Here is a 24,605-nt window from a genome sequence, read left to right on the forward strand (position 1 = left end):
TCGATCGGTGTGACGCTTACCCGGACTAGTGGTTCTGCCAGAACGCGGATTCAGGCTCCCCCCCACCGTGATCCGAGCCCGAACGTCGGCGGCCGGTCACGGATGGCAGCGGCTCATCGCCGCGTCCGCCGATGGCTCGTGGCCTATGGGCCAGTACGGCAAGGGCGGTGGTGAGGGGGACGGCGGAGATCAGACCCAACGTGCCCACCACGCTGCGGACGATCTCCTGCGCCAGCACCGGATTGGTCAGCACCTCGCCCAGCGGTTCCCGGCCGACGCTGATGAGCAGCAGCAGCGGCAGGGACGCGCCCGCATAGGCCAGGATGATGGTGTTGATCACCGAGGCGATATGCGCGCGCCCGATGCGCGTGGCGGCGCGATACAACTCGCGGAAGCCGAAGCCCGGGTTGACGCGGGCGAGCTCGGCCACCGTGACCGACTGGGTGACGGTGACGTCGTCCAGCACGCCCAGGGCGCCGATCAGAATGCTGGCCATCAGCAGCCCTTGCGTGTTGATGCGGTAGCTCATGTCCAGGAAGAGCGAGCTGTCGTCGGTGATCCCGCTGAGCCGGGCGATCCCGATCGCGGCATACGACAGCCCACCGGTCAGGCTGAGGCTGCAGAGGGTGCCGACGATCGCCACCGAGGTGGTGACCGTGAAACCGTGGGTGAGGTAAAGGACCGCGAGCATGATCGCCGCGGATCCGGCGATGGCCACCAGCAGCGGTGGCTGACCGGCCAGGATCGCGGGGATCACGAACGTCAGCAGCAGCACGAAGGTGATGGCCAGGCCCACCAGTGCCGTGACGCCGCGCCACCGCCCGAACGCGATCACCGCGAGCGCGAAGGCCGCCCCGATCAGCAGCAGCGGTTCGGTGCGGTCGTAGTCAGAGACCCGGTACGGCGGCTCATCCAGGATGTTGTCCCCGGTCACCGGCGTGTAGATCAGCACGATGTCATCCCCGACGCCGAAGACCGGCGAGCCCGGGCCGCTGGGCAGTTGCGCGATAACGCGCTGCCCGGTCTGTTGTCCACTGGTCAGCCTGACCTGGGCATCGCCGCACGTCGCCGGATCAACTGGCGGCAGCCCGGCCGAGGGCACCCCCTCAAGCGGCGGTTCCTCCGGACAGGGACTCAGGGTGATACCGACGATCATCCCGGTCACCTTCTGGAGGGTGCTCCCCTCCGCGCTATCGGAGGCTGGTTGCCCGGGCCACATCCACAACACGGCTACCAGCGTGGCCACGGCCAGCGGCACGATCACGGCCAGGGTCGCCCACCGCGCCGCGTGTGAGGCGGGGGCGACCGGCCCGTGGGTGTGGTTGGCTCCCATGGCATCAGGCCTTCCTGCAGATAACGGGAGCCACCAGCGGCTGCTCACTCTCGCTGACCGTGCCCTGCATGCCGGCGCCACGTCGGTGCGGGCCGTGCCAGGGCAGCGGTACGTGCCGCAGGACGTGCTCGGCGTCGGCCCACTTGCCGTTACCGCTATCTCCCAGATCCAGCTGTGGCGAGATCACGGCCCGCGGGAAGTCGTTGTCGAGGCCATGGAGCGGCGCAGGGAGCTGCCCAGCGAGGATCGAGATGCCCTCCGTTTGGCTGCTGGTAGAAGCCCACGTGTCAGGGCGGACCATCAACAAAGTTACTCCCTGAACGGCCAGTGTGGTGACGGTTGCTGAGTTTCCCCAGGGGGTCAGGGGCGGCGGAGGCGCCAGCGGGTCAGGTGAGCGGTCAGGGCTGCCAGGGCGGTGAAGGCGCCCAGCGCCACGGCCACCTGGACGTCGTCGGCGCCGTCCGCGCCCACGGCCGGGGGCAGTGCCGGGCTGAGGCCCGGGTCCAGGACAGCGGCGGTGGCGATCAGCCGTGGTGCGGGCTCTTGGGACGCGTCGTCGGCGCCGATCCACTCGTACCCCTTGCCGCCGGCGCACCGCTGCGTGGCCGGGAAGAGCAGCGGCGCGCCGACCTTCCCCGACAGGCGCGCCCGCACGGTGAAGGACGCCTTGGTGCCGTCGGCGATCCCCGGGCCGGTCCACTCGACCGCGTTCCCCTTCACCGCGCTACGCCAACCGCCCGGCTGGCCGGCCGACAGCACCGAGGACCCGGCCGGAATCCGGACCACAAGTGCCTGGGTCGGCGCGCCGTCGCATCCGTGGTCGAAGGAGAAGGTGAGCGTGACCGACCCGTCCCCATTGGGCTGCGCGGACTCCAGCAGCACGTGAGCCAGCGCCGGGGCGGCCGGCAGCAGCACCAGCACGACCGCCGCCAGCGCCACCCCGGCGGCCCGGACCGCACGGGAGACACCGGATCTCACGGGATCACCACCTTCTGGGAGACAACCGGGCTCTCAAACTCCGACAGCCGCACGACCAGCGTCACCGTCCACGTCCCGTCCAGCGGGAAGTCGACCGTCGCCTCGTACGTGCCCTTGCCCGTCGTGGACAGCGGCTTCTTGAACGGCCCCAGCTCGTACGCGGGCAGCCGCACCGACAGCTCCGGCGTCTCATGCGGCACCAGCGGCACGCCCTGCCCGTCAACCAGGGACAGCTGGAGCGCGTTGACCCCCCTCTTACCGGGGCTGATCACCATGGTGGCCTTGCCATCGCCGATGGCCGCGATGAGCGTCTTGGGCCCAGCGGGGGACGGCGCAGCCGCCGCGGGCGCGGCGGTGAGCTCCTCGCGCGGCGTCTGCGAGACCAGCACGCCGGTGACGGCCACCACCACGGCCAGGCCCACCGCCTCGATCCCGACCGTGCGGCGCAGCGCGCCCAGGGTGGCCTCCCGGCGCGCGCCGGAGTGCATCGAGGGGACGAGCCGGTACCGGTTCCAGGCGGCGACGCCGACGACGGCGAGCACCAACACGAGCTTGACCAGGACGAGACGGCCGTACCCGGTCGTCCACAGACTGTCCACGCTGTCGGCGATCCGCCACCACAGCAGGACGGCACTCGCGCCGAGCCCGGCCACCAGCCACAGCGCCGCACCCGAGAAGCGACCGACCGCCGAGGCGACCTCGGCCACCTTGTGATGGCGGTCGGGGACGAACAGCAGGCATAACCCGAGCAGCCCGCCGAACCACAGCGCCGCGGTGGCCAGGTGCAGCAGGTCGGCGGCGAGCACCAGCCAGCCCGGCCCGTACACCCTGGTGTGGCCGACCACGGCGAGAGAGCCCAACGCCAGCGCCGCCCCGGCCGCCGCGACGACCGGCAGCTCGCGGCGCACCGCGACCAGGGCGATCACGGTACCGACGGCCAGCAGCGCCGCAGCGGCCGCGGGCGCCGCCGACAGAGCCGCGGGCCACAGCGAGGCGGAGAACAGGTCGCCGACGCCCGCGCCGTCCTGCCAGAGCTTGACCAGCGGGACCAGGGCCACGGCGCCGAACACCGCAGCCGCGGCCAGGGCGTCGCGGGTGCGCCGGACCCTCCGGGCGAACGCCGCGGACCTGCGCACGCTCGGCTCGGCGATGAACAGGCCGAAGGCGGTGAGGCCCGCGAACCCGAGCACTCCCCCGTACCGCAGCACCTCGGCGCCGATCCTGAGCACGTTCACCTCGCGGTCGGCGACCTGGTCGGGGACGGCGACGGAGCTGGCGCTCGGCTTGCCGACGGAGAAGCTGATCCCACCGCCGACCGGGTGGGTGTCGGCGGAGATGACCCGCCAGCTGACGATGTACGTGCCCTCGGCAAGGGTTGAGGCTGGGGTGTAGATGACGGTGTCGTTCACCGAGCGGATGTCGGCGGGGACGGGGCGGCCGGCCGAGTCGAGCAGCTGGTTCCCCTTGGGAGCGAGGCTGATCGCCTCGTTGAAGGTGGCCGTGATGGTGCGCGGCGCCTGGGCGAGGACCTGGCCGTCGGTGGGGTCGGTGCTCTTCAGCACGGCGTGGGCGTCGGCCGTGCCGGGCAGGAGGAGGACCAGGAGAGTGGCCAGGAGCAGGACGGCCGAGGTGGGCGCGGCCGACTTCCGCGCCCACCTAGTCATCCTGCGGCGGACCGGACGGGTCAAGAGGTCTTCCTGCCGCGGACCAGTGCGGTCACGCCCGTGGCCGCGCCGATCGCGCCCAGCACCAGACCGGCCCAGCCGACGACGCCGGGGTCGCCCGAGCTGGGGGACGCGGCCGAGTTGGCGGCCGCGCGCGAGGGGTCGATCGCCGGGGCGACCGACATCGCGGTCTCGGCCGGCGTGGGCGTGGCCGCGCCGTGCTCCGCCCCCTCGGCGGCGGTCAGCACGATGTACGGGGCGGGGTGCTCCGGCTCCTCCGCGCCGTCCGCGACGACCTCGGTCCAGGGCGTCTCGCCCTTCTCACACTTCTGGACCGCCGGGAAGACCAGCTTGGCGCCTTCCTTCTCCGGGAGCTTCAGCGACAGCTCGAACGTGTCGCGCAGGGCATCGGGCAGCGGGATCTTGGCGGTGTAGACGATCTGATCGACTCGCTCGGTGTACTGACCGCCGTGGCCGTCGTCGACCGGGGTGTCGAGCTTCTCCATCTTCTTCTCGACATCCCAGCCCTGGTTGACCGTCGGGGTGACCGCGATGATCTCCTCGGGCATCGAGATGGCGACCGAGGTGGTGGCCGACCCGTCGCAGCCGTGCGGGACGGAGAAGGTCAGCACGGTGTAGCTGCCGGCCGCGGTGGTGGAGGGGGTGACGGTGACGTGGGCCGACGCCGCGCCGGCGCCGAGCAGGACCAGCCCGAGGGCGGCGGTGCCGACGGCGGCGGTGCGGCCAGCGGCGCGCAGGGTGTTACGCAGGGCAGAACTCATGGGGGGTCTCCTCTAACAGATCATGACCGAACCGTTCGGTCCGGTTCGGGGGAAGCGGGGTTCTCTTATCCCCGTGGTGGTTCAGATCCGGGTGAGGAGGGGCGGGGCGCGCGTCCCGACCGGGCCGGCGCACAGCCGGGTCAGCGTGGGGACGGTGCGGGAGGCGATCGGGACCGGGCGCCGGACCGGCGGCGGAAGATCGCGGGCGTGGACCGTGCGGTACCGGACGTCGAGCAGGGAGAGCAGCCCCCACCACATCCGCTCGCCGTGCTCCAGCAGCAGCGCGGTGAGCACGGTGGCCGCGGCGTGTGTGAGGACCATCGGCGAAGAGGCGTCGCCGATGCCGTGATGGCCGGGATCGTGGTGGCCGGGCTCCGCCAGGTAGACGCTGAGGCCGTGGATGCCGAACTGGGCGGCGCCGAGCAGGGCCAGCAACTCCCACCGGGTGACCCTCCGGCCCGCCAGCACGTAGGCGACGCCCCAGGCCGCCAGGACCACGGGGACCAGGGCCAGCAGGGGCGGGGACGTCCCGTGGGCGCGGTGGGCCGCGACCGCGATCACGGTAGTGTTGAGTGCCACCAGGGCCGAGCGCAGGCCGCGCATCGTCCGCTTTGTGCACTTCATGGCCGCCTAGCAACCGCTCCGGCCGCCCTACCACCTGCGGCCGCCCGCCTGTTCTGTACGAGTTTGTTACCCGCGTTCCGCGTAATTCAGCGGCCTGGAGATGCGAGCTGGGCTGACACCGGTGAGGCCGCCCGCAGGGCGTTTCTCTAGTGGTCGCGCCCGTTAATTCGTCGGAAGTGGCGGGTTGAGCCAGGCTGCGGTGTCGTCGAGGTAGAGGCCGCACGCGCAGCACGTCCGGCCCGCCGTGGTCGCGGACGGGATCGCCGAGTTGCAGGTGGCCTTCCCGAACATGCCGATCGTGTTCGGCGAGACCCGGCAATTGGCCGAAGAGTGGACCTACCGATTCCTGGCCGCCACATACGCCGCCGCCGACCACTCTCCGCCCCGGCCCTCACCGGTTGACGTACGACCGGAGCCGTCGACCGCCGAGGTCCGCGCCTGGGCATGTGAGCGCGGCCTGGACGTGCCCGGCAAGAGACGTCTTCGTCCCGAAATCTGGGAGGCGTATCGGGCAGCGCATTTGTAGCGGGACAAGTCGGCCATGACGCGGCGGTCTGCTCGCTATCGTGGTCGCCCGTGGCCCCCGACATCCCCGATGACCGCCTGGATGAGCTGATCGCCGAGGCGACCCTCTACGCCTATGACGAGGAGGAGCAGCGGGCGGCGTTCGCCGCTGTGCTCCAGGACAACCTCCAGGTGCCGTTCGAGACGACCGTGCTGGGCGTCCGCGTCAGCGTAACCGGCGTGACGGACTCCCCAGGAACCGGCATCGCGGCCATCTGCCGCCATGGGAGGCACCGGCAGCTGGTCGGCATCCTGGACCTGCCCATGCCCGAGTCGCCCCCGGCCGGGGCCGACTGGATCGCCGCCTCCCGGCGCTGGGGTGGGTGAGCGCGTGGGCGGGTACCAGTACTACGAGTTCCTGGCGCTGGACCGGCCGCTGACCGACCGGCAGCAGGCCGAGGTGCGGGCGTTGTCGACCAGGGCGCGGATCACCGCCACCGGCTTCACCAACGACTATCAGTGGGGCGACTTCGGGGGCGACCCGAACAAGCTGATGGAGCGTTACTACGACGCCCATCTCTACTACGCCAACTGGGGATGCGAGTAAGCCTCGGCCACCAGCTACGCTGAAGGTGCAACACAGGCGCCGCGACGGAGGGAGTCGAGGACGGTGAGCGTGGACCTCGAACACGAGCCCATTCATGACCTCGCCCGCCGGGTTATCCGGTTGGCCGAGGAAACCCAGCACGCCGCTCAAGTGCTCGAACGCCGTCTGGATGCGCTGGAACGCCGCTCCGAAGCCGCCGGCAGAGCCGAACGCATCCTGAGCATCGCCGCCGGCATGCGAACCCATCTGGGTCAGGACCGGCTCTCTGTCGAAGACCTGTACGACCCGGACACCGGCCTTCCCGCGTGATCATCGATTCCAGCGCCATCATCGCTGTCATCAACGGTGAACCCGAGGCTACCCCATTCGCCCACGCCATCGCCGCCGCCGTGTGTCGCATCTCGGCTGTCAACTACGTCGAAGCGGCCATCGTGGCGGACAACCGCGGTGAGGCCATGCGCAACGCCTTCGACACACTCGTTGACGAGATGGGCCTCATCATCGAGCCGGTAACACCCAATCAGGCCAGGATTGCGCGCTGGGCGTACCAGACCTACGGCAAGGGCAATAACTCCAAGGCCAAGCTCAACATGGGCGACTGCTTCGCCTACGCTCTCGCCAAAGACCTCGACCAGCCCCTGCTCTTCAAAGGCGAGGACTTCCCACACACGGACATCGCCCCCGCGCAACCCTGACGGTCAACCAATCCCCTTCTCAAGGGTGATCACAGGGTTCCCTGCGGGAGCAGCCGATGGAATTGCTCGTGATAGCAGGCGGCGTTGAGAACTGCGACTTTTAATCCGTAGGTTCAGGGTTCGAATCCCTGGCGCCCCCACCACCTTTGACCTGGGCGTTCTCCCGCGCGGAGAAGGCAGCCCGCTACCTCGCCGAAACCGAGGTCGTGATCTGGACCCCCGGCCGCTCACGTGGACGTCCGCTGAGCTTCCCACCGCTCCCGGATTTCGCGGCCGTCCTAGATGATCCCGACGAACTGAACTCCGCGCTCGGCGTGGCTGTCGAGGCTCTCGCCCCCCGGGCCAATGTGGACGGCCCCAGCGCCAAGGCTCGCAAGGGAAAGGCGGTGCTGCGCCAGGCGTTGGAGCATTTCGCGCCTCAATCCCCGGTTGAGCCCCTTCCCCCACCCGCGCGCGCCGCCGCATCCTGGGAGGACGACCACCACACCACCCGCCTCGACCTGGCCCGCGCCCAGCCCGGCATCCCCCCGACGGTACGCGAAGCGCTCGTACGCCTGGCAATCTGCGAGGTAGCCGAAGCTGGCGCATTACACATGGTCACCACGATCGACATCCCAGAGCTCCACACCCTGGGCTTCCGCCCCACTCCCAACGGCGAACTCACCCTTGCGACCAGCTGCGCCGGACCCTGATCCGAGGCGCTTTCCCTCGAACCTCAATTTCGGGAACCACCAAGTTCCATCGTGTTCCATCAGGTCCGCATAGTGTCTCTCCATGTCACGCCCTCTGTGGTGAGGCGCCGTCGTCCGATTCGGCGCCCGTCACGAGGAGAACACCTTGAACACCATAGATCACCGGCCCCACGGCCGTACGAAGCGCCGCCTCCTGAAAACGCTCGCCATGACCACGGCCTCCGCCCTCGGCATCACCCTGATGGCCGCCCCCGCCTCAGCGGCACAACGATGCAACTACAAACCCGAATACAACGCCTGCCTGTCCCTCACCCCGACCGACTCCGGGCACTACCTGGTCCACATCGGCATCGACCTCCGCAAACTAACCCAGACCGAGGCCCAGGCCATCATCAAAGCCGCCCCCTATCGCAATCCCTTCCGCACCTGGCTGTACGCAGGCGACAAAGCCCAGGACGACATCATCACCGGCGTTTCCACCATCCGCGTATGGGCCTCGGAAACCGGCCTCAGCGCCGAATTCGAACGCGTCGTCACCAAGTCCAGCCTCAACGAGGACCCCTGGCCCGGCGAATTCGACGAGGTATACGGAAGCATCGACTACCGCGACCCCCGAACCGGATCCACCCGCACCTTCAATACTCCCGAAATCGCCGGCCTCTTCTAGTGCCAATACCGTGCAGTGAACGTTTTTCATCCTGCCCTACAGGGGGTCAGGAGCGGTCAGACCACCGTGACGGTGAATATGCTCAGCTGGTGGTTGGGCGCGGAGACGCGAAACTGGGCGGAGTCGTCGACCGTGGCGCCCGGTCCGACGGCCACCCTCACGGTCTGGGAGATGTTCCAGTTGGCCGGGGTGAAGGTCAGGGTCGCGCCCGACTGGATGGCCAGGTCGGGGTCGCCATTGAGTCGCACGGCCGTGACGGTGGTGTCGCTCGTCGGAGCCCGTGAGAGGCGGACGGAGAAGAGGGCGGTGCCGCCGGGGGCGACGCCCAGCCACGGCGAAGATCGCTATGACCGTGGCTCAGCGTCAGGCGGTTACACCGTGTTTCTGGAGGATCTTCTCCAACCGGCGCACCACCGGCCGCCAGGTGCTGGGCAGGGAGTAGCGGGCAATGCGGTGGCCTCGGTAGGCGAGTGTGTACTTGATGAAGTCAGCCCCCGGCGGCTCCGCCTCGGATCGGCCCAGCCGCAAGCGCTTCAGATCACCGCGCAGCCCTCGCATCTCACCATTGGTGAGACACATGGCCACAGCCCTGTCCGTACGATGACGCAACCGGGCGCATCCACTGGCGTACACGATCACGTGATTGTCAATACCCGCGAAACCGCCCTGCTCCCGGAGCTCTACCAGCACCTTCTTCTGTGCGCCTGCCGCCGACGCTGTCGGCGTTGTGAGCGCACAATGCACCAGTGCGAGCGCTATCAGAGCAGTGATTCGCAAGATCATCATATTCAGGACAACATACCAAATCGACCACCAGCCCACATGGGACCTGGTCATGCCGCTGATCGTGTGACTTCCCGAGATTAAGAGAGACCCTCGGGGACTGGCAGGTCCAGTGCTGCGAGGAAGCGGCGCGCGGATTCACATTGCCGCCGTCACTGCCTGCTCCTATGAGGCCGGGTCCTGCTTCGACATTTATGGACGTTCGATACGGGTCGGGTTTCCGCGTACGAGCTCATCGTGGATGCGCCAGCGGGCGGTGGTGACGGCGCGTTCTGCTGCCTCCTCACCGTGCTCGATGCGCTGTCGCAGCAGCTGCATGGCGATGCGGCGGTTGAGGCTGAGCTGCCGCTCGGAGTCGACCACGACGACGATCCCCGAGGGGCGGTGGGTCGCCCGTACCGCTGTGCTGACCTTGTTTCGATGCTGACCGCCGGGGCCGCCGGTGCGGCAGGCGACGATATCGACATCTGCTTCCGCGAACCTTGTGCGCGGGGTGTCGACCTGGCACGGCTGGGCGATGACATACCAGTTCTTTCGGCCGGTGCTGGTCCGGTAGGGGCTGGGGGCCTGCCAGCACAGCGTTCCGGTCCACGAGGCAGCGAACGGCTCCGCGCCGACTCCGGTGATCTGGACCAGGACGGATCGGTAGGTGCCGGGCCGGTCACCGGGAACGGTCTGGACCCGATGGGTCCGCAGATCCTGCCGGCTGGCGTCGGCTTCCAGGCGGCGCAGCAGCCGGGCCAGCGCCCAGGCACATTCTTGCGGGCCACGTCCTGCCGACAGAAGCAGGTGGACGATCATGGCCGGCCTCGCTTACGGCGGTGGCCCCGGCGGTCCCGTTGGGGCGTCGGCCCGATGTCAGGCGTCTTGTAGGTGACCAGGGGGACCGTGGTGGCCACGGGCGTGGCCAGCTCATGGTGGACGAGGTCGGCGATCACTTGCTCGATGCGCTTGTAGGCTGTCGGCGCCTCCTCGAAGAGCAGTTGGCGATCGCCGCACACCACCACCGAGCCCACCGGTGTGTGGCGCAACTCCTCGACCGTGTGCTTGGCCCGGCCCCGGCGCAGAGCGTCGGCACGCGACATCTTGCGGCCCGCGCCGTGCGCCACCGAATGGTTGGCGTCCGGCCCGGCGTGGGCGGCCACGAGGTAGGAACAGGTGCCTCGCGTGCCCGCGATGAGCACGTCGCGGCGGTCACCCGGCGCCGCCCCCTTGCGGTGCAGATAGACCCCGTCGCGGATCTCGACCAGGTTGTGGCACTGGTCGACAATCGGCTCGGTAGGCTCGGTCCCCAGGGCATGGGCGACCCGGGCGGCCAGCAACCGCCGGTTGAGTGATCCCCAGCGTACGGCGTCGTCATGCATCGCCAGATAGGCGCCGGGATCAGGAGCGGGGCCCGCACCGTGGACCGCGGTGTGCGCCCTCAGGATCCGCTCGCCCAGCCCTCGGGAACCGCTGTGGACGATGAGAACGTGATCGCCGGCGGCGAGCCCGAGACGACTCGCGTGACCCGGCTCGAAGACCGTCTCGATCCGCGCCAGCTCCACGAAGTGATTGCCTCGTCCGACCGTTCCGAGACCCTCGAGGTGACCGGCGGGAATATCGCCCTTCACAACGGCCCAGGCCGGGTTGCCGGCATCCTGCCCAGGGCTCAGCGCACGGTCGAGGTCGGGAAACCGGGCGGCAAGCTTCGCGGGTACGGCGCGCTTGAGCGTGATGGGGAACACGGCGATACCGCAGCCGATGTCGGAGCCCACCAGAAACGGATACAACACGGTCGACGCCATGGCGGCCCCGATCGGGGCGCCCTTGCCAGGGTGCAGGTCCGGCATGGCGGCAACGTGCGTCATGCCATCGAGAGCGGCCACCTGGTGGCACTGCACGAGGGCATCGGACTCGATCCAGCTTGCGGGGGAAGAGAACACAGAAATGGTGGCCGAACCCATGGCCGGCGTGGACAACGGCAGGGACTCCTGCCGAGAGTATTGCTGAGACAAAGACGTTTCTCCGCAGAAAGGATGTGGGCAGACGGCAGTACGGCACGGGTTGGCGCCGTGAGATCTCGCAGTGGCGGGTCGCTGTCCGTCAGAACGTCATGGAACACAGCGTTCCCTGAGCCCATGCGCGAGGCAAATGGTTTTCAGTCGTACCAGCCCTGAGGTTCCCCCGCAGCACGGACACCTTCGGTGAGTTCGTGACGGTGCCGGCCGACGCGGGCGCCGAGCTGCTGCGGATGGCTACTGCCGTTCACCTGGCCCGGTACACGGGCCTGACCCGGATGCACGTCGAGTCCGACGAAGCGACATCCGCTCATGCCGCTGACAATGCGCACTTGCCGAGTGGGGACCGCATACGACCGCCGTACCGCAGGCATCGCCAGCCCAGACGTGGCAGCGATCCACCGCGGAGCCAGAGGAACTCGAACGCGCTGGTCTGCCGATGTGCGTTAGTTGCTGTTGGGTGACCAGTCTTGGAATGCTTCGCAGATGTCCTCCCTCCCGGCCACGTCCGCCGAAGACGTCATCGATAAACCAGCCAAGGCCCAGTTCGAGATGTTTCTCGATGAGCACCGCAGCGCCCTCAATCGCTGCTTGGACGGGCTGACCGACGAGGAAGCGCGCCGGTCGTTGGTGCCCTCCCGAACCACGCTGCTGGGTCTGGTGAAGCACGCGACCTTCGTTGAGAAGGTCTGGTTCGACGAAGCCGTCACGCGCCGGTCGCGCGCCGAGATCGGTATCCCCGCGACACCAGACGAGTCGTTCATTCTCGATGACGGCGACACTATCGCCACCATCCAGCGGGCACACCGTGAAGCATGCGAAGCGTCACGCCGCGCGACGTCATCCCTCGGGCTGGACGACGTGATCCACGGCAACCGGCGCGGCCCGCTCCCGCTACGCTGGGTGTACCTCCACATGCTGCGCGAGCTCGCTCAGCACTGCGGGCACGCGGACATCCTGCGCGAGCAGCTTCTAAGCGAATAACGCGCCGACGTCCGCACATGCCGCTGAGCGCTGTGGTTGATGATCACAGTGAATCCCGCCCGGTCGCCCGCCGGTGCGGTACAAAACCACTCACTGGACGTCGTGGACAAGCGTGTCCATGTCGAGGGTCATGTACGCCGTCGAACTGGCGGCATCGACCACAGTCGTGATCGCGATGGCCAGGCCGGTCTCGGCGGTCCAGACGAACCGGCGGCCCTGCAGCAGCCTCGGCCCTCCGTTGACGCGCCTGGTCTCGCTCCAGGTGAGCAGAGTGCCAGCCACTCCCCCGACGGCGGCCTGCTGTTTCTCCGCGGTGGGAATGTCAGCCAGCCAGGGCTCGGGTTTCGCTCCCTGCCAATCCTGGGAGTACGGCCCTCGGTACACCGACATGGCCACGTAGGCGCCATCGCCTGGCCTGTCCCCCCAGTAGCGGGTGGTTCCCCGCCAGTCGGGGCCCAGTTCCCGCGTCTCATCACCCTTTCGGAGTTCCGGAGGGAGGGAAGGCGCCCTCATCCCGTCCACCGACTCCGAGAAAGTGGTGGAGATCAGCTCGATTCCCTCCGAGATCCGCTGCATGTCGCCGGCCGTGCTGCTCGACGCCCAGATCCGAATGCCCAGACCGGGCCGCACGACCCACAGCCGCATCAGACCCTTGTCCGGTCCGCGCTCCCCGCCGACGACCCGGCCTTCGGCGGCTGCCGTTCCCCTGACGGAGGTTCGGCGCAGGTCGACGAGCCGCTCGTTCGTCGGCCAGGCGACCCCTTGCAGCGTTTTCAGGTCCTTCGCGCGCAGGCCGTACACCACCTCCACCGTGATCTCGCCGGCTTCGTCGGACGACCAGCGCCGGGCAATGCCGTCGCTGAACGGCATGATCTCGTCCGAGGATCGCCAGCCGTCCGGCATGTACGTCACCCGTACCTCTCCGATGTCCCCCGTCCACCGGACGCGCAGCCCGCCGGCGATCCGGTCGAGGTCGTCCTTCAACGACGGGGATGTCGTGACCCGGAGCAGTACCCCGGGCCGCGGGACCCACAGCCTGTCGGTTCCGTCGGACGAGACGACGGGACCGTCCGCCTTCCTGGGTTCGACCGGGGACGGCATGGCGTTCAGTGCGAGGACGTCCATGGCGCTCTCCATCTGGCGACCGGTGCGGTACACACTGATCTCGGCCCACCGATCACCATCCGACCAGCGGAGCGCCTCACCGCGCAGGTCGGCCAGGGCGACCTCGGCCCGCTCCCACCTGACGAGCCCTTCCGGCAGATAGCGGATCTCAACGCCGTTGACCTCGGCGCGTACGTCCTCCACGACCATCTCGTCGCCTCGGGTGGCGACGAGGTAGGCCGGTCCGGCCCCCGCCGCCGCGACCAGCGCGATCGCCGCCGCCACCACCTTCGCCCGGGCCCTCCGCCGCCACTGCGAACCCCGTACGACCCGGTCCACCAGATCGGGCGAGATCCTCAGCTCGGCCGTCTCCTCCGCCATCGCCCTGCGCAGTTCGACCTCAAGCTCCGACATTGCTGGCCACCTCCTCGCCCAGCAGCGCGCGAAGCCGTACGAGCGCCTTGGCGGCCTGGCTCTTCACCGTGCCGACCGAGCAGCCGAGCAGCTTCGCGGTCTGCGCTTCCGACAGGTCTTCCCAGTAGCGGAGGACGACGACGGCCCGCTGGCGGGGCGGGAGCGCGCGCAGCCCGCTCATCAGCACCTGCCGCAGCTCGACGTCGTCCCTCGTGGTCGGCGTCTCAGGCGGGGAATGAGTGGGGATGATGCGGAGCAGCGCGCGGCGCCTGGCCCGGCTGATGGCGAGGTTCACGATGATCCGGCGTACGTAGGGCTCGGGGTCGGTGTCCTGGCGAAGCCGGTGCCAGCTCCGGCAGGCCCGCTCCAGCGCGCTCTGCAGCACGTCCTCCGCCTCCTGGGCGGAACCGCAGGTGAGATGCGCCGTACGCAGCAGGCTGGTGCCCCGAGCCGCGACAAACTCGGCGAACCCCGCCGGCGCGCTCACACGCTCCCATCCAGTCTCATGACCCTATGTACGCCTGACCGCCGGGGATGGTTGCCCGCGGATCCTCACTGTTTCGGTCACGGCCTGCCACGTGTTAAGACCGCGCGACCTGATGCCTACTGCGAGACGGTCCCGTTCTGGATGACGGTTCGTCGTTCGGGGCCCGCCCACAGGATCGACGGGTCGGTGAACGGGTCGCCGGCGAGGAGCAGGAGGTCGGCGGTGGCGCCCACCTCGACGCGGCCGAGATCGGGGCGGCCGATGATGTCGGCGTTGACGGAGGTCGCGGAGCGTAGCGTGGCCAGCGGGCCCTCGACTTCGACCTGGAGGCGGAGCCCGGTGAGTTGCTCGTCCTCGAGGACGCCCATCAGGTCGCTTCCGAAGCCGATCCGGACGCCTGCCGCGCGGGCGAGTTCGATCGCCCGCCGGCCGGCGTCCAGCACCTCGCGGTTCTTCGCCTGCGAGACGGGAGCGAGTCCCAGCTCCGCGCCGCGCCTGTCCATGGCGTCGTACGCCGCCAGCGTCGGCACGAGGAACGCGCCGTGCCCGGCCATCAGCGTGGCCGCGGGCGCGTCCAGCAGGTTGCCGTGTTCGATGGTGCGGACCCCGTTCTCGACGGCGTGGGCGATCGCCTCGGGCGAGTACGCGTGCGCGGCGACGTAGCTGCCGCGGCGGCCCGCCTCGTCGGTGACCGCGCGGATCTCCTCCGGCGAGTACTGCGGGACGCGGATCGGATCGGTGGGCGAGACCACCCCGCCGGAGGCCATGATCTTGATGGCGTGCGCGCCGCGCCGGAAGCGGTCCCGTACCGCGCGGCGGAGCGCGTCCACACCATCCACGATCTCCGCCATGTGGCTTCCGCACGAGCACAGGTTCTGGTCGCCGGGGCGGGGATCGCCGTGCCCGCCGGTCTGCGACAGCGCGGGGCCCGTGAACAGGTACCGCGGCGCGGCGATCAGGCCCCGGGCGATGGCCTTCGCCAGGCCGGGGTCTCCCCCGGCCACGTCGCGCACCGTGGTGAAGCCGCGGCCCAGGGCGGCCGCCAGCCGACCGGCCGCGGCCAGCGCGACGTAGCTGAGCGGGCTGGATTCGAGGGTGAGCAGATCCAGTTCGGTGCCGTAGGCGTGGAAGTGCGCGTCGATGAGGCCGGGGACGACCGTGCCGCCCCGGGCGTCGATCACCTCGCCGGCGGACCGCGCGCCGCCGCCGATCTCCACGATGGTTCCGCCCGAGACGTGGATCGGGCCCTCCGTCAGCTCGGCCGAGACGCCGTCGAAGACGGCGGCGTTGACGATGGTCAGGCTGCCCGCGGTCATGCCGCCGGCTCCCCGCCGCGCAGTCGCCGGGTGGCGGCGGCATCGACGTCGAAGTCGTCCGGGTCGACCACGACCCCGTAGTCGCGGGCGGCGGCCGCCGCCGACACGAACCCGTTGCGCACGTCGCGCGCGACCCGCTCCGGCTCGCGCTCGAACGGGTGGCCGAAGCCCCCGCCGCCGCCGGTGTTGTTGACCAGCACCTCGCCGGCCTCCAGGTGGTTGTAGCCGCCGCCCTGCACGACCTCGCGGCCGGTGCCCGGGTTGAGCACGATGTGGTTGTTCTCGCCGGGGCGTCCCCCGCCGATGGCCCAGGGCTTGGTCCTGGTCTTGTAGACCAGGCAGATGCCGGTGGACGGCGCGGTGAACCGGTAGGTCCGTCCCACCCCGACACCGCCCCGGAACCGCCCGGGTCCGCCGGTGTCCGGGCGGTAGCCGTACGACTCGATGAACATCGGTGACTTGGTCTCCAGGACCTCGACGGGGTTGTTGCGGCAGCCCGGCTCGGACAGGTGCATGATCCCGTCCTCGCCGTCGCCCGTCGCGTGCGCCCCGAAACCGACGGCCTCGTTGGTGGCCTCCAGCCACGTCTCGCCGTTGCGCGGGTTGATGCCGAGGCCCATCATCGAGCTGACGTCGCCACCGGAGCACGCGGGCACGCGGTCGGGCATGCCCTGCGCGAGCGCCTTCAACACGACCTCGCCGCCGAGCAGGCCGGTCCAGAGCGTGAAGGTGGGCATCGGCGGGACCGCGTGCATCACAGAGCCCGGCTCGGTGATCACTCGCATCGGCCGGAAGTTGCCGGCCACCACGGGCGTGTCGGGGGTGGTCAGCGCCTTGAAGATCAGGCTGCAGAACGCCTCGGTCTGGCCGACGGGCAGGTTGATCGGCCCTTTCACGTCGCGATCGCTGCCGGTCCAGTCGATGATCATCTCGTCGGCGGTGATGGTGACGGTCACCGCCATCTTGATCAGGCGGTCCAGGTCGACACCGTCGCTGTCGACGAAGTCGTGCGCCGTCCACGTGCCCTTGGGCAGCTTGGCCAGCGCGAGGCGGGCGAGCCGCTCACCGTGGTCGTTGATCGCGCCCATGGCGCGCTGCAGTGTTTCGGAGCCGTACTTGGCCGCGATCTCCTGGGTACGGCGGACGCCGGTGACGCAGGCGGACACCTGGGCCTGGATGTCCCCGATCGTGCGCTTGGGCATCCGGCTGTTGAACCGGATGACGTTGAAGACGTCGTCGTTCTGGACCCCGCCCCGGTAGAGCTTGCTGGCCGGGAAGAACAGCCCTTCCTGGTACATGTCCGTGGAGTCCAGGACGTATCCCGGATCCTTCTGCTTGAGGTCGAGCACATGGATCCGGCAGGAGGTGAAGCCGATGAGCTCCGCGCCGTGGTGCACCGGGGCGAAGACCAGCGGGTCGAGCGTGTGCGCCGACGACCAGTACGGGTAATTGAGGATGAGGACGTCGCCGGGTCGCATCCCGTCGCGGCCGAGGAACTCCACGGCCTTCTTGATCCCGTGGTCGTTCCCGCGGGTGAAGACCGCGATGCCGGGCGCGTCCGCGACCACGTCGCCGTTGGCGTCGTGAATGCCGATGCCGTAGTCGTGGATCTCGTACACGACCGTGTTGTACGCGGTCCGGCACAGGTTCCTGGCCATCTCCTCCGCGGCGGCGAGCAGGCCATGCCGGATGATCTCGGTGGTAATCGCGTCGCTCATCGGTTGATCTCCCCGGTCTCGTGGTTCACGGAAACAACCAGCTCGCCGTACGGCCCGACCCGCAGGGTGTCGCCGGCGTGCACGACCGTGGTCGCCGTGTGCTCCGCGATCACCGCGGGACCTTCGATGACGTCGCCGGCCAGCAGGGACTCACGGGTGTAGAGGTCGTAGCGGACCTCAGGACGGTCGTCTGACACGTACACCGCCCTGGTGCCCTCCGGGCTGAGGGCGCCGGCCGTTCGCTCCGCGATCAGCGGGAGCGCCGGCTTGTCCACCGAGCCCACCGCACGCAGCCGCAGCGTGGTGACCTCGATCGGGTCGTCCATGGTGTGGCCGTACTGCCGCTCGTGCAGCCGGGCGAAGCTCGCCTCGACGGCCTCGGCCATGTCGCCGGCCTCGGCGGGGAAGGACACGGTGACGGAGTGCTCCTGGCCGGCGTAGCGGACGTCGAGGCTGCGGACCAGCGTGCGGCTCTCCGCGCCGAATCCCTCCGCGGCCAGGAGAACCTCCGCCTCCCGCTCCATCTCGCGGTACGAGGCGTCCACCGCCGCGGGGTCGAGCCCGGCCAGCGGCGCCACCGAGGTGCGGGCGAAGTCGTACTGCACGTCGGCCATGAGCATCCCGAAGGCCGAGAAGGCGCCCTGGCCCGGCGGCACGATGACGGTGGGGATGCCCAGCTCGCGGGCCACGTCGACGGCGACGAGGCCGCCGCCCCCGCCGAAGGACAGCAGGGCGAAGTCCTTGGGGTCGCGCCCCAGCTCGACGGTGATGGCGCGGACGGCGCCGGTGATCTTGGTGTTGGAGATGCGGATGACGCCGCGGGCGAGGGCCCTGCTGTTCATGCCGAGCGCCGCGGCGACCGGCTGCAGCGCCTTCTCCGCCAGATCGGCGTCCAGGGTCAGCCTGCCGCCCAAGGGGGTCTCACTGCCCAGGTAGCCGATGGCCAGCGCCGCGTCGGTGAATGTGGGCACGGTGCCGCCCCTGCCGTAGGACGCGGGTCCCGGCGCGGCTCCGGCGCTCTGCGGCCCGACCTGCAGGCCGCCGGCCTCGTCCAGCCAGGCGATCGAGCCGCCGCCCGCCCCGATCGTGTGGATGTACAGCGACGGAGTGTTGATGGGCAGCTGCTCGAATTCGGCGCCCTGATACAGGACCGGCTCGCCATCGAGGATCAGGGACGCGTCGAGGCTGGTGCCGCCCATGTCGATGGTGATGAGGTTGGGCCGGCGCAGAATCCGCGACAGCGCGGCCGCTCCGATGACCCCGCCGGCGGGGCCGGAAAGGATCAGGCTGACCGGCTGCTCCCGGGCCGCGGCGGCGGTCATCGCGCCCCCGCCGGAACGCGTCATGAGGAAGCGCCCGTCGAATCCGCCCGCGGCGAGCTCTCCCTCCACCGCGAGCAGATACTGGCGGACGATGGGCTTCACGTAGGCGTCCAGGACCGCCGTGCTCGTGCGCTCGTACTCGCGGTACTCCCGCGACAGCTCGTGCGACAGCGTGACCGCCACGTGGGGCGCCACCTCGGCAAGGACCTCGCGCATCCGCAGCTCGTGTTCGGGGTTGGCGTACGCGTGCAGGAAGGCCACCGCCACCGACTGGTACCCGCGCTCCGCGATGAGGGCCGCCACGCGGCGGGCGTCGTCCAGGCCGAGCGGCGTGTGCACCGTGCCGTCGAACCGGCTCCGCTCGATGACCTCGTAGGTGTCGTAGCGTTCGAGCAGCGCCGCCGGCTTGCGGTAGGTGATGTCGTAGTTGGTGCGCCGGTCGGTGCGGCCGAGCAGGTAGACGTCGCGGAACCCCTTCGTGCCGATGACGGCCGTGCGCGCTCCGGTGCGCGTGAGGAGCGCGTTCAGCCCGAGGGTCGTGCCGTGGGTGAACATCCCGATTTCCGCCATGGACGCCCGTGCTACCGCGAAGGCGTTCATGACGCCCCGGGTCGGCGCGTCCGGCGTGGTGGGAACCTTGTCGAAACGCAGCTCGCCGGTGCCGGGGATCAGCTCGACCACGTCCGTGAACGTTCCTCCGACGTCGATCGCGAGCCTGCTCGTCTTGCTCATCGTGGTGCCAGCCTTCCTGTCTGAGAAATGTCACAGCCCGTGCGCGGCGAGCACCGGCCCGAGAACGCCCGCCGGCAGCCCGCGCCCGTCGTCGGCACGCGGCCAGTGCACGCTGACCTCGTCGAATCCCATCGCCGACAGGCGGCCGAGGAAGTCCGCGTACCTGGCGGCGCTCTCGAACGGCCACCTCACGTCCAGCGCGAGCTGGACTATGCGCCGCACGGATGTCGCCGCCCTGCCGGCGACCTCGAGTTCCCGGGTCAGCGCCGCGCTCTGGTCGCCGATGCCCCGGAACCAGGATTCCGGGTCGACCTGTCCCCCGTAGGGGCCGTAGGTGACCCACGCCTGGCCGAACCGCGCGGCCGATCGCAACGCCCGCGGACCGGCGGCGGCCACGGTCAGCGGCACGCGAGGACGCTGGACGCAGCCGGGGATCTGGTGGGCGTCGACGGCGCTGAAACGCTCCCCCCGCACAGTGGTCACCGGCTGGGTGAGCAGCTGGTCGAGCAGGCGGAGCCACTCGGCGAACCGCTCGGCGCGTTCGCGGCGGTCCCGCGGCGGGTCCCCGAGGACGAGCGCGTCCGGACCCTCGCTGCCCGCGCCGACGCCGATGTCGAGCCGGCCGCCGCTGATCCGGTCGAGCGTCATGATCTCCTTGGCGAAGGTGACCGGATGCCGGAAGTTCGGAGTCGCCACCTGGGTGCCCAGCCGCACGCGGCTGGTGGCGACCGCGGCCGCGGCCAGCAGCGGCACGCTGGCGTACCAGGGCCGTTCCCGCAGCGCCGGCCAGGTCAGGTGGTCGTAAGTCCATACCGTACGCAGTCCTGCGGCCTCGGCCTGCTGGACGTCGGCGATGAAGGCGACGGGTGGATCACGGTCCGGAAGGACGAGAGCCGAGAGGGCGAGCAACGGGCTTTCTCCATTCGATGGTGGCGAAGGGCGCGCCGACATGACGGCCCGTCGTCTCTGTTCGACCGGTCGCCGGAAGGTGGATACGAGCTAGGGGCGCCGGGGACGCTCTTCCCGGCCCGCCCAGCTGCCGCGCACGTGACCGATGTGGGCTTCGATCAACCGTTCGAGGCCATCGCGGTCGTCGGCCGCGATGAGGTCGAGCATCTGGATGTGCTCCAGCGCCGAGGCGTTCAGCTCGCCGGTCTCGGCGAGCCGGGTGAGCCCGAACAGCCGGGTCCGAGCCCGCAGCTCGCCGACCAGCGAGACCAGCTCCGCGTTGCCCGCCAGCGCGAGAAGTTCCAGGTGGAACCGGCGGTCGTCCTCGATGTAGGCGATCAGGTCTTTTTGCTGCGCGACGTCGACGATTCGCTGCGCCATCGGCCGCAGCCGGGCCAGGTCGTCGGCGGTCGCGACGCCGATCGCCCTCACCGTCGTGGGCACTTCGAGCAGCTGCCGTATCTCGGTGATGTCGTCGAGCTCCTGGTCGGACAGCTCGGTGGCCCGGAAGCCCCGGTTGCGCACCGTCTCGACGAGGCCCTCCTTGACCAGGTCGAGCATCGCCTCCCGGACCGGCGTGGCCGACACACCTAACTGCGCGGCCAGGGCGGGCGCGGAGTAGACCTCGCCGGGCCGCATCTGACCGGCGACGAGCGCCGCGCGCAGGGCATGCGCGACCTGGTCGCGCACGCTGCGCCGCACCGCCAGGATCGGCAGATCCAACGACTCCGCCATGACGCACCTTTCTCAAGCCGCACGGGATCTCCCCGGACCATGCTGACACGAGCTACCGGCACCCGGCGGCGACCGCCCGCTCCGTGGCTTCCCGCACGGCGCGCTCCTGCTCGCCGGTCAGCGGCGCGCGCGGAGGCCGGCACGGCCCGCCATAGCGCCCCACGATGTCCATCGACAGCTTGATCGCCTGCACGAACTCGACCTTCGAGTCCCAGCGCAGGAGCGGGTGCAGCAACCGGTACAGCGGAAGGGCCGTGGCCAGGTCGCCCGCGGCGGCCGCGTCGAACAGCTCCACGCAGGAGCGCGGCAGCGCGTTCGGGTATCCCGAGATCCAGCCCGGTGCCCCGGCGATGACCAGTTCCAGGGTGACGTCGTCGGAACCGGCGAGAACGTCCAGGTCCGGGGCGAGCTCGGCGATCTGGTAGATCCGCCGGACGTCGCCGGAGAACTCTTTGACACCTGCGATGAGGCCCTCGGCGTGCAGCCGGGCGAGCAGGGCCGGGGAGAGATCGACCTTGGTGTCGATGGGATTGTTGTAGGCGACCACCGGTACGCCGACCTTCGCGACCTCCCGGTAATGGTCGACGACGGCGCGCTCGTCGGCCCGGTAGGCGTTCGGAGGCAGGAGCATCACCGCCGGGCAGCCGGCCTCGGCCGCGTCCTCGGCCCACCGGCGCGCTTCCAGGGCGCCGTACGCGGCGATGCCGGGCATCACGGTGAAACCGTCAGGGGCGGCGTCGAGGGCCGCGCGCACGACCGAGCGGCGCTCGTCGTCGGTGAGGGTCTGGTACTCCCCCAGTGACCCGTTCGGGGTGACGCCGTGGCAGCCTTCGGCGGCGAGCCACCGGATGTGCTCGGCGTAACGCTCGAGATCGACGTCGAGCCGGTCGTCCATCGGCAGCGCCGTGGCCACCAGCACGCCGTGCCAGGGCTTCAGTCGCGCTTGCATGGTTGCTCCCATCATTGATTGCGAAATACCCGACCCGGGCGCGGTGCCCGTGGTCATCGGCCTCTCCTCGTCGCGCTCAACGCGACGGCGGCGAGGATGACGACACCGGTCGTCAGATCTTTGAAGAACGGGTTGGCGTTGAGGATGTCGAACCCGTTGTCGATGAGGGCCAGCAGGTACACGCCGCACACGGACCGCCAGATCGCGCCGATGCCGCCGTAGATGCTGGTGCCGCCGAGGATGACGGCGGCGATGGCCAGCAGTTGCAGGCCGGTTCCGGCCTGGGGCTGGCCGCTGCCGATGCGGGACACGCCGATGGCCGCGGCGATCCCGGCCGCCAGACCGCTGTAGAGGAACGTGTACAGCTTGACCCGGTCCACCCGGATACCGGAGAGTTCGGCCGCCTCGGGGTTGCCGCCGACCGACAGTACGTACCGGCCGAAGGTGGTGTAGTTAAGCAGAAACCCGGACACCAGCGCGAAGACGCCAAGGATGATCACGGCGTAGTAGACGGGACCGACGCCACCCCGGCCCAGCGCCGTGAACGAACCGTCGTCGACGCTGATCAGGAAGCCTCCGGTGATGAGCACGGCCAGGCCGCCGTAGACCAGGCTCGAGGCCAGCGTCGCCAGGAACGAGTGAATCTTGAGGCGGGTGATCGCGAGCCCGTTGATCAGACCGAGGATCGCCCCGACGACGGGCGCCGAGAGCAGGCCCAGCGCGGGGTTGCCCAGGCGAACCGCGACCCACGCCGCGACGACGGCGGCGACGCTGAAAATGGCGCCGGTCGACAGGTCGAAGCCGCCGCAGATGACGACCAGGGTGCCCGCGACGGCGATGATCGCCAGCGGTGCGTTCTGGTTGAGGATGTTGATCAGGTTGGTCAGGGTCAGAAACGACGAGGTCGACACGCTCAGCGTCACGAACAACGCGACGAGCAGGATCAGGACCGCGTACCGGCGGACAAAGGGCAGCACCTGGGCGGCCGACGACTCCGGCGTTGCGGACATGCTCTTCATTGGTCCTCCCCGTTGCCGGAAGGTGTGCTGGTCGTGGGGGTGTCGCCGACGCCGAACAGCCGCTGCAGCAGGACCTCCACCGAGGTCTCGGCGGCCGCCACCTCGCCGATGAGCGAGCCGTGCCGGACCAGGTAGACGCGGTGGCTCAGCCCGACCACCTCCTCGAGTTCGGAGGAGATGAGCAGGACTCCGGTGCCCGACGTGGCGATGTCGACGATGAGCTGGTAGATGCGGGCCTTGGCGCCGACGTCGACGCCGCGCGTGGGCTCGTCAAGGATCAGGAACTCCGGCCGGCCCAGCAACCACTTGGCGAAGAGGACCTTCTGCTGGTTGCCGCCCGAGTAGACGGAGATGTCGCCGTCGACCTGGCGCGGGCGCACCCCGAGCCGCTCGAAGAGCTCCTCGACCGCCGCCCGCTCGGCCCGACGCGCGAGCACCCCCATCCGGGAGAATCCGCCGAGGTGGGGCAGCGTCACGTTCTCGAACGCGGGCCGCGTCAGGACCAGGCCCTGCGCTCGCCGGTCTTCGGGGATCATCGCCATGCCCCGCGCGATGGAGGCCCTCGCCGAGGCGGCGCGGACCTCCTCGCCGCGGAAGGCGATCCGGCCCGAGTCGGCCGGCTCACAGCCGAACAGCACTCTGGCGATCTCGGTCCGGCCGCTGCCGACCAGACCGGCCAGGCCGACGATCTCGCCCGGTCTGACCGTCAGCGACACACCGCGTACAGCCTCGCCGCTGTAGACGTCGCGCATCTCGACCAGCGGCGCGCCACCGGGTTCCGGCGGCCGTTCGGGGAGCAGCATGTCGGCGGGCTCTCCGAGCATGGCCTCGACGAGACTCGCTTTCGTCTCCCGCGCGGTGTCCGCGGTGCGGATGACCCTGCCGTCGCGCATCACGGTCACCCGGTCGCAGTGCGCCAGCACGTCCTCCAGGAAGTGGGTGACATAGATGATCGTGGTGCCGCGCGACTTGAGCCAGCCGATGATGTCGTGCAGCCGGGTCGTCTCGTCGGCGGTGAGCGAGGACGTCGGCTCGTCCATCACGATGACGCGCGCGTCGCGGGCGAGCGCGCGCATGATCTCGACCTTCTGCTGGTCGGCGATCGACAGCCGGTCGACGGGCACGTCCGGCGGCAGTCCGAAGCGGCATACCCGCTCGAGCTCCTGGTAGCGCCGTTCCAGACCGGAGTGCAGCACGCCGAACGTGCGCCTCTCCCGTCCGAGAAAGACGTTCTGCGCGACGGTGAGGGCGGGCACCAGGCACAGCTCCTGGGCGATGAGGACGACGCCCGCGTCCTGGGCGCGCTTGATGTCCCAGCGCCGTACCCGATTGCCGAACACGTCCAGCTCACCCGTGTCCGGGTGGTACAGGCCGCCGATCATCTTGCCCAGGGTCGACTTGCCGGCGCCGTTCTCGCCGACCAGGCCGTGCACCTCGCCCCGGGCGAACGAGAGCGTGACCGCGCTCAGCGCCTGGGTGGACCCGAATCGCTTGGATAGATCGCGTACGGATACGGCTGGTTCTACGGACTGCTGCGCCGCGGCCACG

The 24,605-nt window shown here is 69.8% G+C and carries 29 protein-coding genes; 8 read left to right on the forward strand and 21 right to left on the reverse strand.

Annotated features, from left to right (window positions below; genetic code table 11):
• Positions 1–25: 25 nt before the first annotated feature.
• The 6 genes from Aple_RS16320 to Aple_RS16345 all read right to left on the reverse strand — a co-directional run bounded on the left by Aple_RS16320 (position 26) and on the right by Aple_RS16345 (position 5,360).
• Positions 26–1,333, reverse strand: a complete 1,308-nt coding sequence (locus Aple_RS16320; protein WP_155345444.1) for a YibE/F family protein — start codon at positions 1,331–1,333, stop codon at positions 26–28.
• A 4-nt stretch (positions 1,334–1,337) separates the two neighbouring features.
• Positions 1,338–1,520 (reverse strand): hypothetical protein, encoded by a 183-nt coding sequence (locus Aple_RS16325; RefSeq protein WP_155345445.1) that lies wholly within the window; start codon positions 1,518–1,520, stop codon positions 1,338–1,340.
• Between the two features lie 173 nt (positions 1,521–1,693).
• Complete coding sequence (locus tag Aple_RS16330) at positions 1,694–2,311, reverse strand: DUF1775 domain-containing protein (RefSeq protein ID WP_155345446.1); 618 nt, start codon at positions 2,309–2,311, stop codon at positions 1,694–1,696.
• Positions 2,308–3,975, reverse strand: a complete 1,668-nt coding sequence (locus Aple_RS16335) for a copper resistance CopC/CopD family protein (RefSeq protein WP_218038351.1) — start codon at positions 3,973–3,975, stop codon at positions 2,308–2,310. The genes Aple_RS16330 and Aple_RS16335 overlap by 4 nt, the downstream gene beginning before the upstream one ends.
• Positions 3,976–3,995: 20 nt before the next feature.
• Positions 3,996–4,757, reverse strand: a complete 762-nt coding sequence (locus tag Aple_RS16340; RefSeq protein ID WP_155345448.1) for a YcnI family copper-binding membrane protein — start codon at positions 4,755–4,757, stop codon at positions 3,996–3,998.
• Positions 4,758–4,838: 81 nt separating this feature from the next.
• Positions 4,839–5,360: a hypothetical protein gene (locus Aple_RS16345; RefSeq protein WP_155345449.1), complete on the reverse strand. Its 522-nt coding sequence runs from the start codon at positions 5,358–5,360 to the stop codon at positions 4,839–4,841.
• 265 nt (positions 5,361–5,625) lie between these two features.
• Between Aple_RS16345 and Aple_RS16350 the strand changes: the two genes are divergently transcribed.
• From Aple_RS16350 to Aple_RS16380, 7 genes are all read left to right on the forward strand, one after another.
• Entirely contained in the window at positions 5,626–5,907 is a 282-nt protein-coding gene (locus Aple_RS16350) for an Lsr2 family DNA-binding protein (RefSeq protein WP_218038352.1), read from the forward strand.
• Between the two features lie 50 nt (positions 5,908–5,957).
• Entirely contained in the window at positions 5,958–6,272 is a 315-nt protein-coding gene (locus Aple_RS16355) for a hypothetical protein (protein ID WP_174889836.1), read from the forward strand.
• A 4-nt stretch (positions 6,273–6,276) separates the two neighbouring features.
• Positions 6,277–6,492: a hypothetical protein gene (locus Aple_RS16360; protein WP_246264515.1), complete on the forward strand. Its 216-nt coding sequence runs from the start codon at positions 6,277–6,279 to the stop codon at positions 6,490–6,492.
• A gap of 63 nt (positions 6,493–6,555) precedes the next feature.
• Complete coding sequence (locus tag Aple_RS16365) at positions 6,556–6,801, forward strand: hypothetical protein (RefSeq protein ID WP_155340566.1); 246 nt, start codon at positions 6,556–6,558, stop codon at positions 6,799–6,801.
• Positions 6,798–7,187, forward strand: coding sequence for a type II toxin-antitoxin system VapC family toxin (locus tag Aple_RS16370; RefSeq protein WP_155345450.1), 390 nt, complete (start codon positions 6,798–6,800; stop codon positions 7,185–7,187). Before Aple_RS16365 ends, Aple_RS16370 begins: the two co-directional genes overlap by 4 nt.
• A 146-nt stretch (positions 7,188–7,333) precedes the next feature.
• A complete protein-coding gene (locus tag Aple_RS52785) occupies positions 7,334–7,879 on the forward strand; it encodes a hypothetical protein (RefSeq protein ID WP_174889837.1) in 546 nt (181 codons plus the stop codon).
• 145 nt (positions 7,880–8,024) lie between these two features.
• Complete coding sequence (locus Aple_RS16380; RefSeq protein ID WP_155345451.1) at positions 8,025–8,546, forward strand: hypothetical protein; 522 nt, start codon at positions 8,025–8,027, stop codon at positions 8,544–8,546.
• Between the two features lie 56 nt (positions 8,547–8,602).
• Here Aple_RS16380 and Aple_RS16385 read toward each other — a convergent pair whose 3' ends face one another.
• The 5 genes from Aple_RS16385 to Aple_RS16405 form a co-directional block, all read right to left on the reverse strand.
• Positions 8,603–8,794, reverse strand: coding sequence for a hypothetical protein (locus Aple_RS16385; RefSeq protein WP_155345452.1), 192 nt, complete (start codon positions 8,792–8,794; stop codon positions 8,603–8,605).
• Between the two features lie 115 nt (positions 8,795–8,909).
• Complete coding sequence (locus Aple_RS16390) at positions 8,910–9,383, reverse strand: hypothetical protein (protein ID WP_155345453.1); 474 nt, start codon at positions 9,381–9,383, stop codon at positions 8,910–8,912.
• A gap of 138 nt (positions 9,384–9,521) precedes the next feature.
• Entirely contained in the window at positions 9,522–10,130 is a 609-nt protein-coding gene (gene prfH / locus Aple_RS16395; protein WP_155345454.1) for a peptide chain release factor H, read from the reverse strand.
• On the reverse strand, positions 10,127–11,275 hold the full coding sequence (locus Aple_RS16400) for an RNA ligase RtcB family protein (protein WP_155345518.1): 1,149 nt from the start codon (positions 11,273–11,275) through the stop codon (positions 10,127–10,129). The genes prfH and Aple_RS16400 overlap by 4 nt, the downstream gene beginning before the upstream one ends.
• 194 nt (positions 11,276–11,469) lie before the next feature.
• On the reverse strand, positions 11,470–11,643 hold the full coding sequence (locus Aple_RS16405) for a hypothetical protein (protein ID WP_155345455.1): 174 nt from the start codon (positions 11,641–11,643) through the stop codon (positions 11,470–11,472).
• 172 nt (positions 11,644–11,815) lie between these two features.
• Here Aple_RS16405 and Aple_RS16410 point away from each other — a divergent pair, with 172 nt between their 5' ends.
• On the forward strand, positions 11,816–12,313 hold the full coding sequence (locus tag Aple_RS16410; RefSeq protein WP_155345456.1) for a DinB family protein: 498 nt from the start codon (positions 11,816–11,818) through the stop codon (positions 12,311–12,313).
• Between the two features lie 90 nt (positions 12,314–12,403).
• Here Aple_RS16410 and Aple_RS16415 read toward each other — a convergent pair whose 3' ends face one another.
• The 10 genes from Aple_RS16415 to Aple_RS16460 form a co-directional block, all read right to left on the reverse strand.
• On the reverse strand, positions 12,404–13,831 hold the full coding sequence (locus Aple_RS16415; protein WP_155345457.1) for a hypothetical protein: 1,428 nt from the start codon (positions 13,829–13,831) through the stop codon (positions 12,404–12,406).
• Entirely contained in the window at positions 13,818–14,318 is a 501-nt protein-coding gene (locus tag Aple_RS16420; RefSeq protein ID WP_155345458.1) for a SigE family RNA polymerase sigma factor, read from the reverse strand. Before Aple_RS16420 ends, Aple_RS16415 begins: the two co-directional genes overlap by 14 nt.
• A 116-nt stretch (positions 14,319–14,434) precedes the next feature.
• A complete protein-coding gene (locus tag Aple_RS16425; RefSeq protein WP_155345459.1) occupies positions 14,435–15,634 on the reverse strand; it encodes a metal-dependent hydrolase family protein in 1,200 nt (399 codons plus the stop codon).
• Complete coding sequence (locus Aple_RS16430; protein WP_155345460.1) at positions 15,631–17,352, reverse strand: hydantoinase B/oxoprolinase family protein; 1,722 nt, start codon at positions 17,350–17,352, stop codon at positions 15,631–15,633. Before Aple_RS16430 ends, Aple_RS16425 begins: the two co-directional genes overlap by 4 nt.
• Positions 17,349–19,406: a hydantoinase/oxoprolinase family protein gene (locus Aple_RS16435; RefSeq protein ID WP_155345461.1), complete on the reverse strand. Its 2,058-nt coding sequence runs from the start codon at positions 19,404–19,406 to the stop codon at positions 17,349–17,351. Before Aple_RS16435 ends, Aple_RS16430 begins: the two co-directional genes overlap by 4 nt.
• Positions 19,407–19,436: 30 nt before the next feature.
• The gene (locus tag Aple_RS16440) at positions 19,437–20,315 is read right to left on the reverse strand and encodes an LLM class flavin-dependent oxidoreductase (protein WP_218038354.1); all 879 of its coding nucleotides are present in this window, start codon (positions 20,313–20,315) and stop codon (positions 19,437–19,439) included.
• Between the two features lie 90 nt (positions 20,316–20,405).
• On the reverse strand, positions 20,406–21,089 hold the full coding sequence (locus tag Aple_RS16445; RefSeq protein WP_155345463.1) for a GntR family transcriptional regulator: 684 nt from the start codon (positions 21,087–21,089) through the stop codon (positions 20,406–20,408).
• A 52-nt stretch (positions 21,090–21,141) separates the two neighbouring features.
• Positions 21,142–22,038: a dihydrodipicolinate synthase family protein gene (locus Aple_RS16450; protein ID WP_155345464.1), complete on the reverse strand. Its 897-nt coding sequence runs from the start codon at positions 22,036–22,038 to the stop codon at positions 21,142–21,144.
• Positions 22,039–22,091: 53 nt separating this feature from the next.
• Positions 22,092–23,048, reverse strand: coding sequence for an ABC transporter permease (locus Aple_RS16455; RefSeq protein ID WP_218038355.1), 957 nt, complete (start codon positions 23,046–23,048; stop codon positions 22,092–22,094).
• 5 nt (positions 23,049–23,053) lie between these two features.
• Positions 23,054–24,604, reverse strand: a complete 1,551-nt coding sequence (locus tag Aple_RS16460; protein WP_170321499.1) for a sugar ABC transporter ATP-binding protein — start codon at positions 24,602–24,604, stop codon at positions 23,054–23,056.
• Position 24,605 lies beyond the last annotated feature (1 nt).

Origin of the sequence: Acrocarpospora pleiomorpha, from assembly GCF_009687885.1 — a bacterium.
Lineage (GTDB): Bacteria > Actinomycetota > Actinomycetes > Streptosporangiales > Streptosporangiaceae > Acrocarpospora > Acrocarpospora pleiomorpha.

Bases quoted from the DNA above. Each gene is read 5' to 3' on its own strand.
- Aple_RS16320 (WP_155345444.1), bottom strand. From the start codon at position 1,333: ATGGGAGCCAACCACACCCACGGGCCGGTCGCCCCCGCCTCACACGCG.
- Aple_RS16335 (WP_218038351.1), bottom strand. From the start codon at position 3,975: ATGACTAGGTGGGCGCGGAAGTCGGCCGCGCCCACCTCGGCCGTCCTG.
- Aple_RS16340 (WP_155345448.1), bottom strand. From the start codon at position 4,757: ATGAGTTCTGCCCTGCGTAACACCCTGCGCGCCGCTGGCCGCACCGCC.
- Aple_RS16345 (WP_155345449.1), bottom strand. From the start codon at position 5,360: ATGCGCGGCCTGCGCTCGGCCCTGGTGGCACTCAACACTACCGTGATC.
- Aple_RS16390 (WP_155345453.1), bottom strand. From the start codon at position 9,383: ATGACCAGGTCCCATGTGGGCTGGTGGTCGATTTGGTATGTTGTCCTG.
- prfH (WP_155345454.1), bottom strand. From the start codon at position 10,130: ATGATCGTCCACCTGCTTCTGTCGGCAGGACGTGGCCCGCAAGAATGT.
- Aple_RS16400 (WP_155345518.1), bottom strand. From the start codon at position 11,275: ATGGGTTCGGCCACCATTTCTGTGTTCTCTTCCCCCGCAAGCTGGATC.
- Aple_RS16405 (WP_155345455.1), bottom strand. From the start codon at position 11,643: ATGAGCGGATGTCGCTTCGTCGGACTCGACGTGCATCCGGGTCAGGCC.
- Aple_RS16410 (WP_155345456.1), top strand. From the start codon at position 11,816: ATGTCCTCCCTCCCGGCCACGTCCGCCGAAGACGTCATCGATAAACCA.
- Aple_RS16415 (WP_155345457.1), bottom strand. From the start codon at position 13,831: ATGTCGGAGCTTGAGGTCGAACTGCGCAGGGCGATGGCGGAGGAGACG.
- Aple_RS16425 (WP_155345459.1), bottom strand. From the start codon at position 15,634: ATGACCGCGGGCAGCCTGACCATCGTCAACGCCGCCGTCTTCGACGGC.
- Aple_RS16430 (WP_155345460.1), bottom strand. From the start codon at position 17,352: ATGAGCGACGCGATTACCACCGAGATCATCCGGCATGGCCTGCTCGCC.
- Aple_RS16435 (WP_155345461.1), bottom strand. From the start codon at position 19,406: ATGAGCAAGACGAGCAGGCTCGCGATCGACGTCGGAGGAACGTTCACG.
- Aple_RS16445 (WP_155345463.1), bottom strand. From the start codon at position 21,089: ATGGCGGAGTCGTTGGATCTGCCGATCCTGGCGGTGCGGCGCAGCGTG.
- Aple_RS16450 (WP_155345464.1), bottom strand. From the start codon at position 22,038: ATGCAAGCGCGACTGAAGCCCTGGCACGGCGTGCTGGTGGCCACGGCG.
- Aple_RS16455 (WP_218038355.1), bottom strand. From the start codon at position 23,048: ATGTCCGCAACGCCGGAGTCGTCGGCCGCCCAGGTGCTGCCCTTTGTC.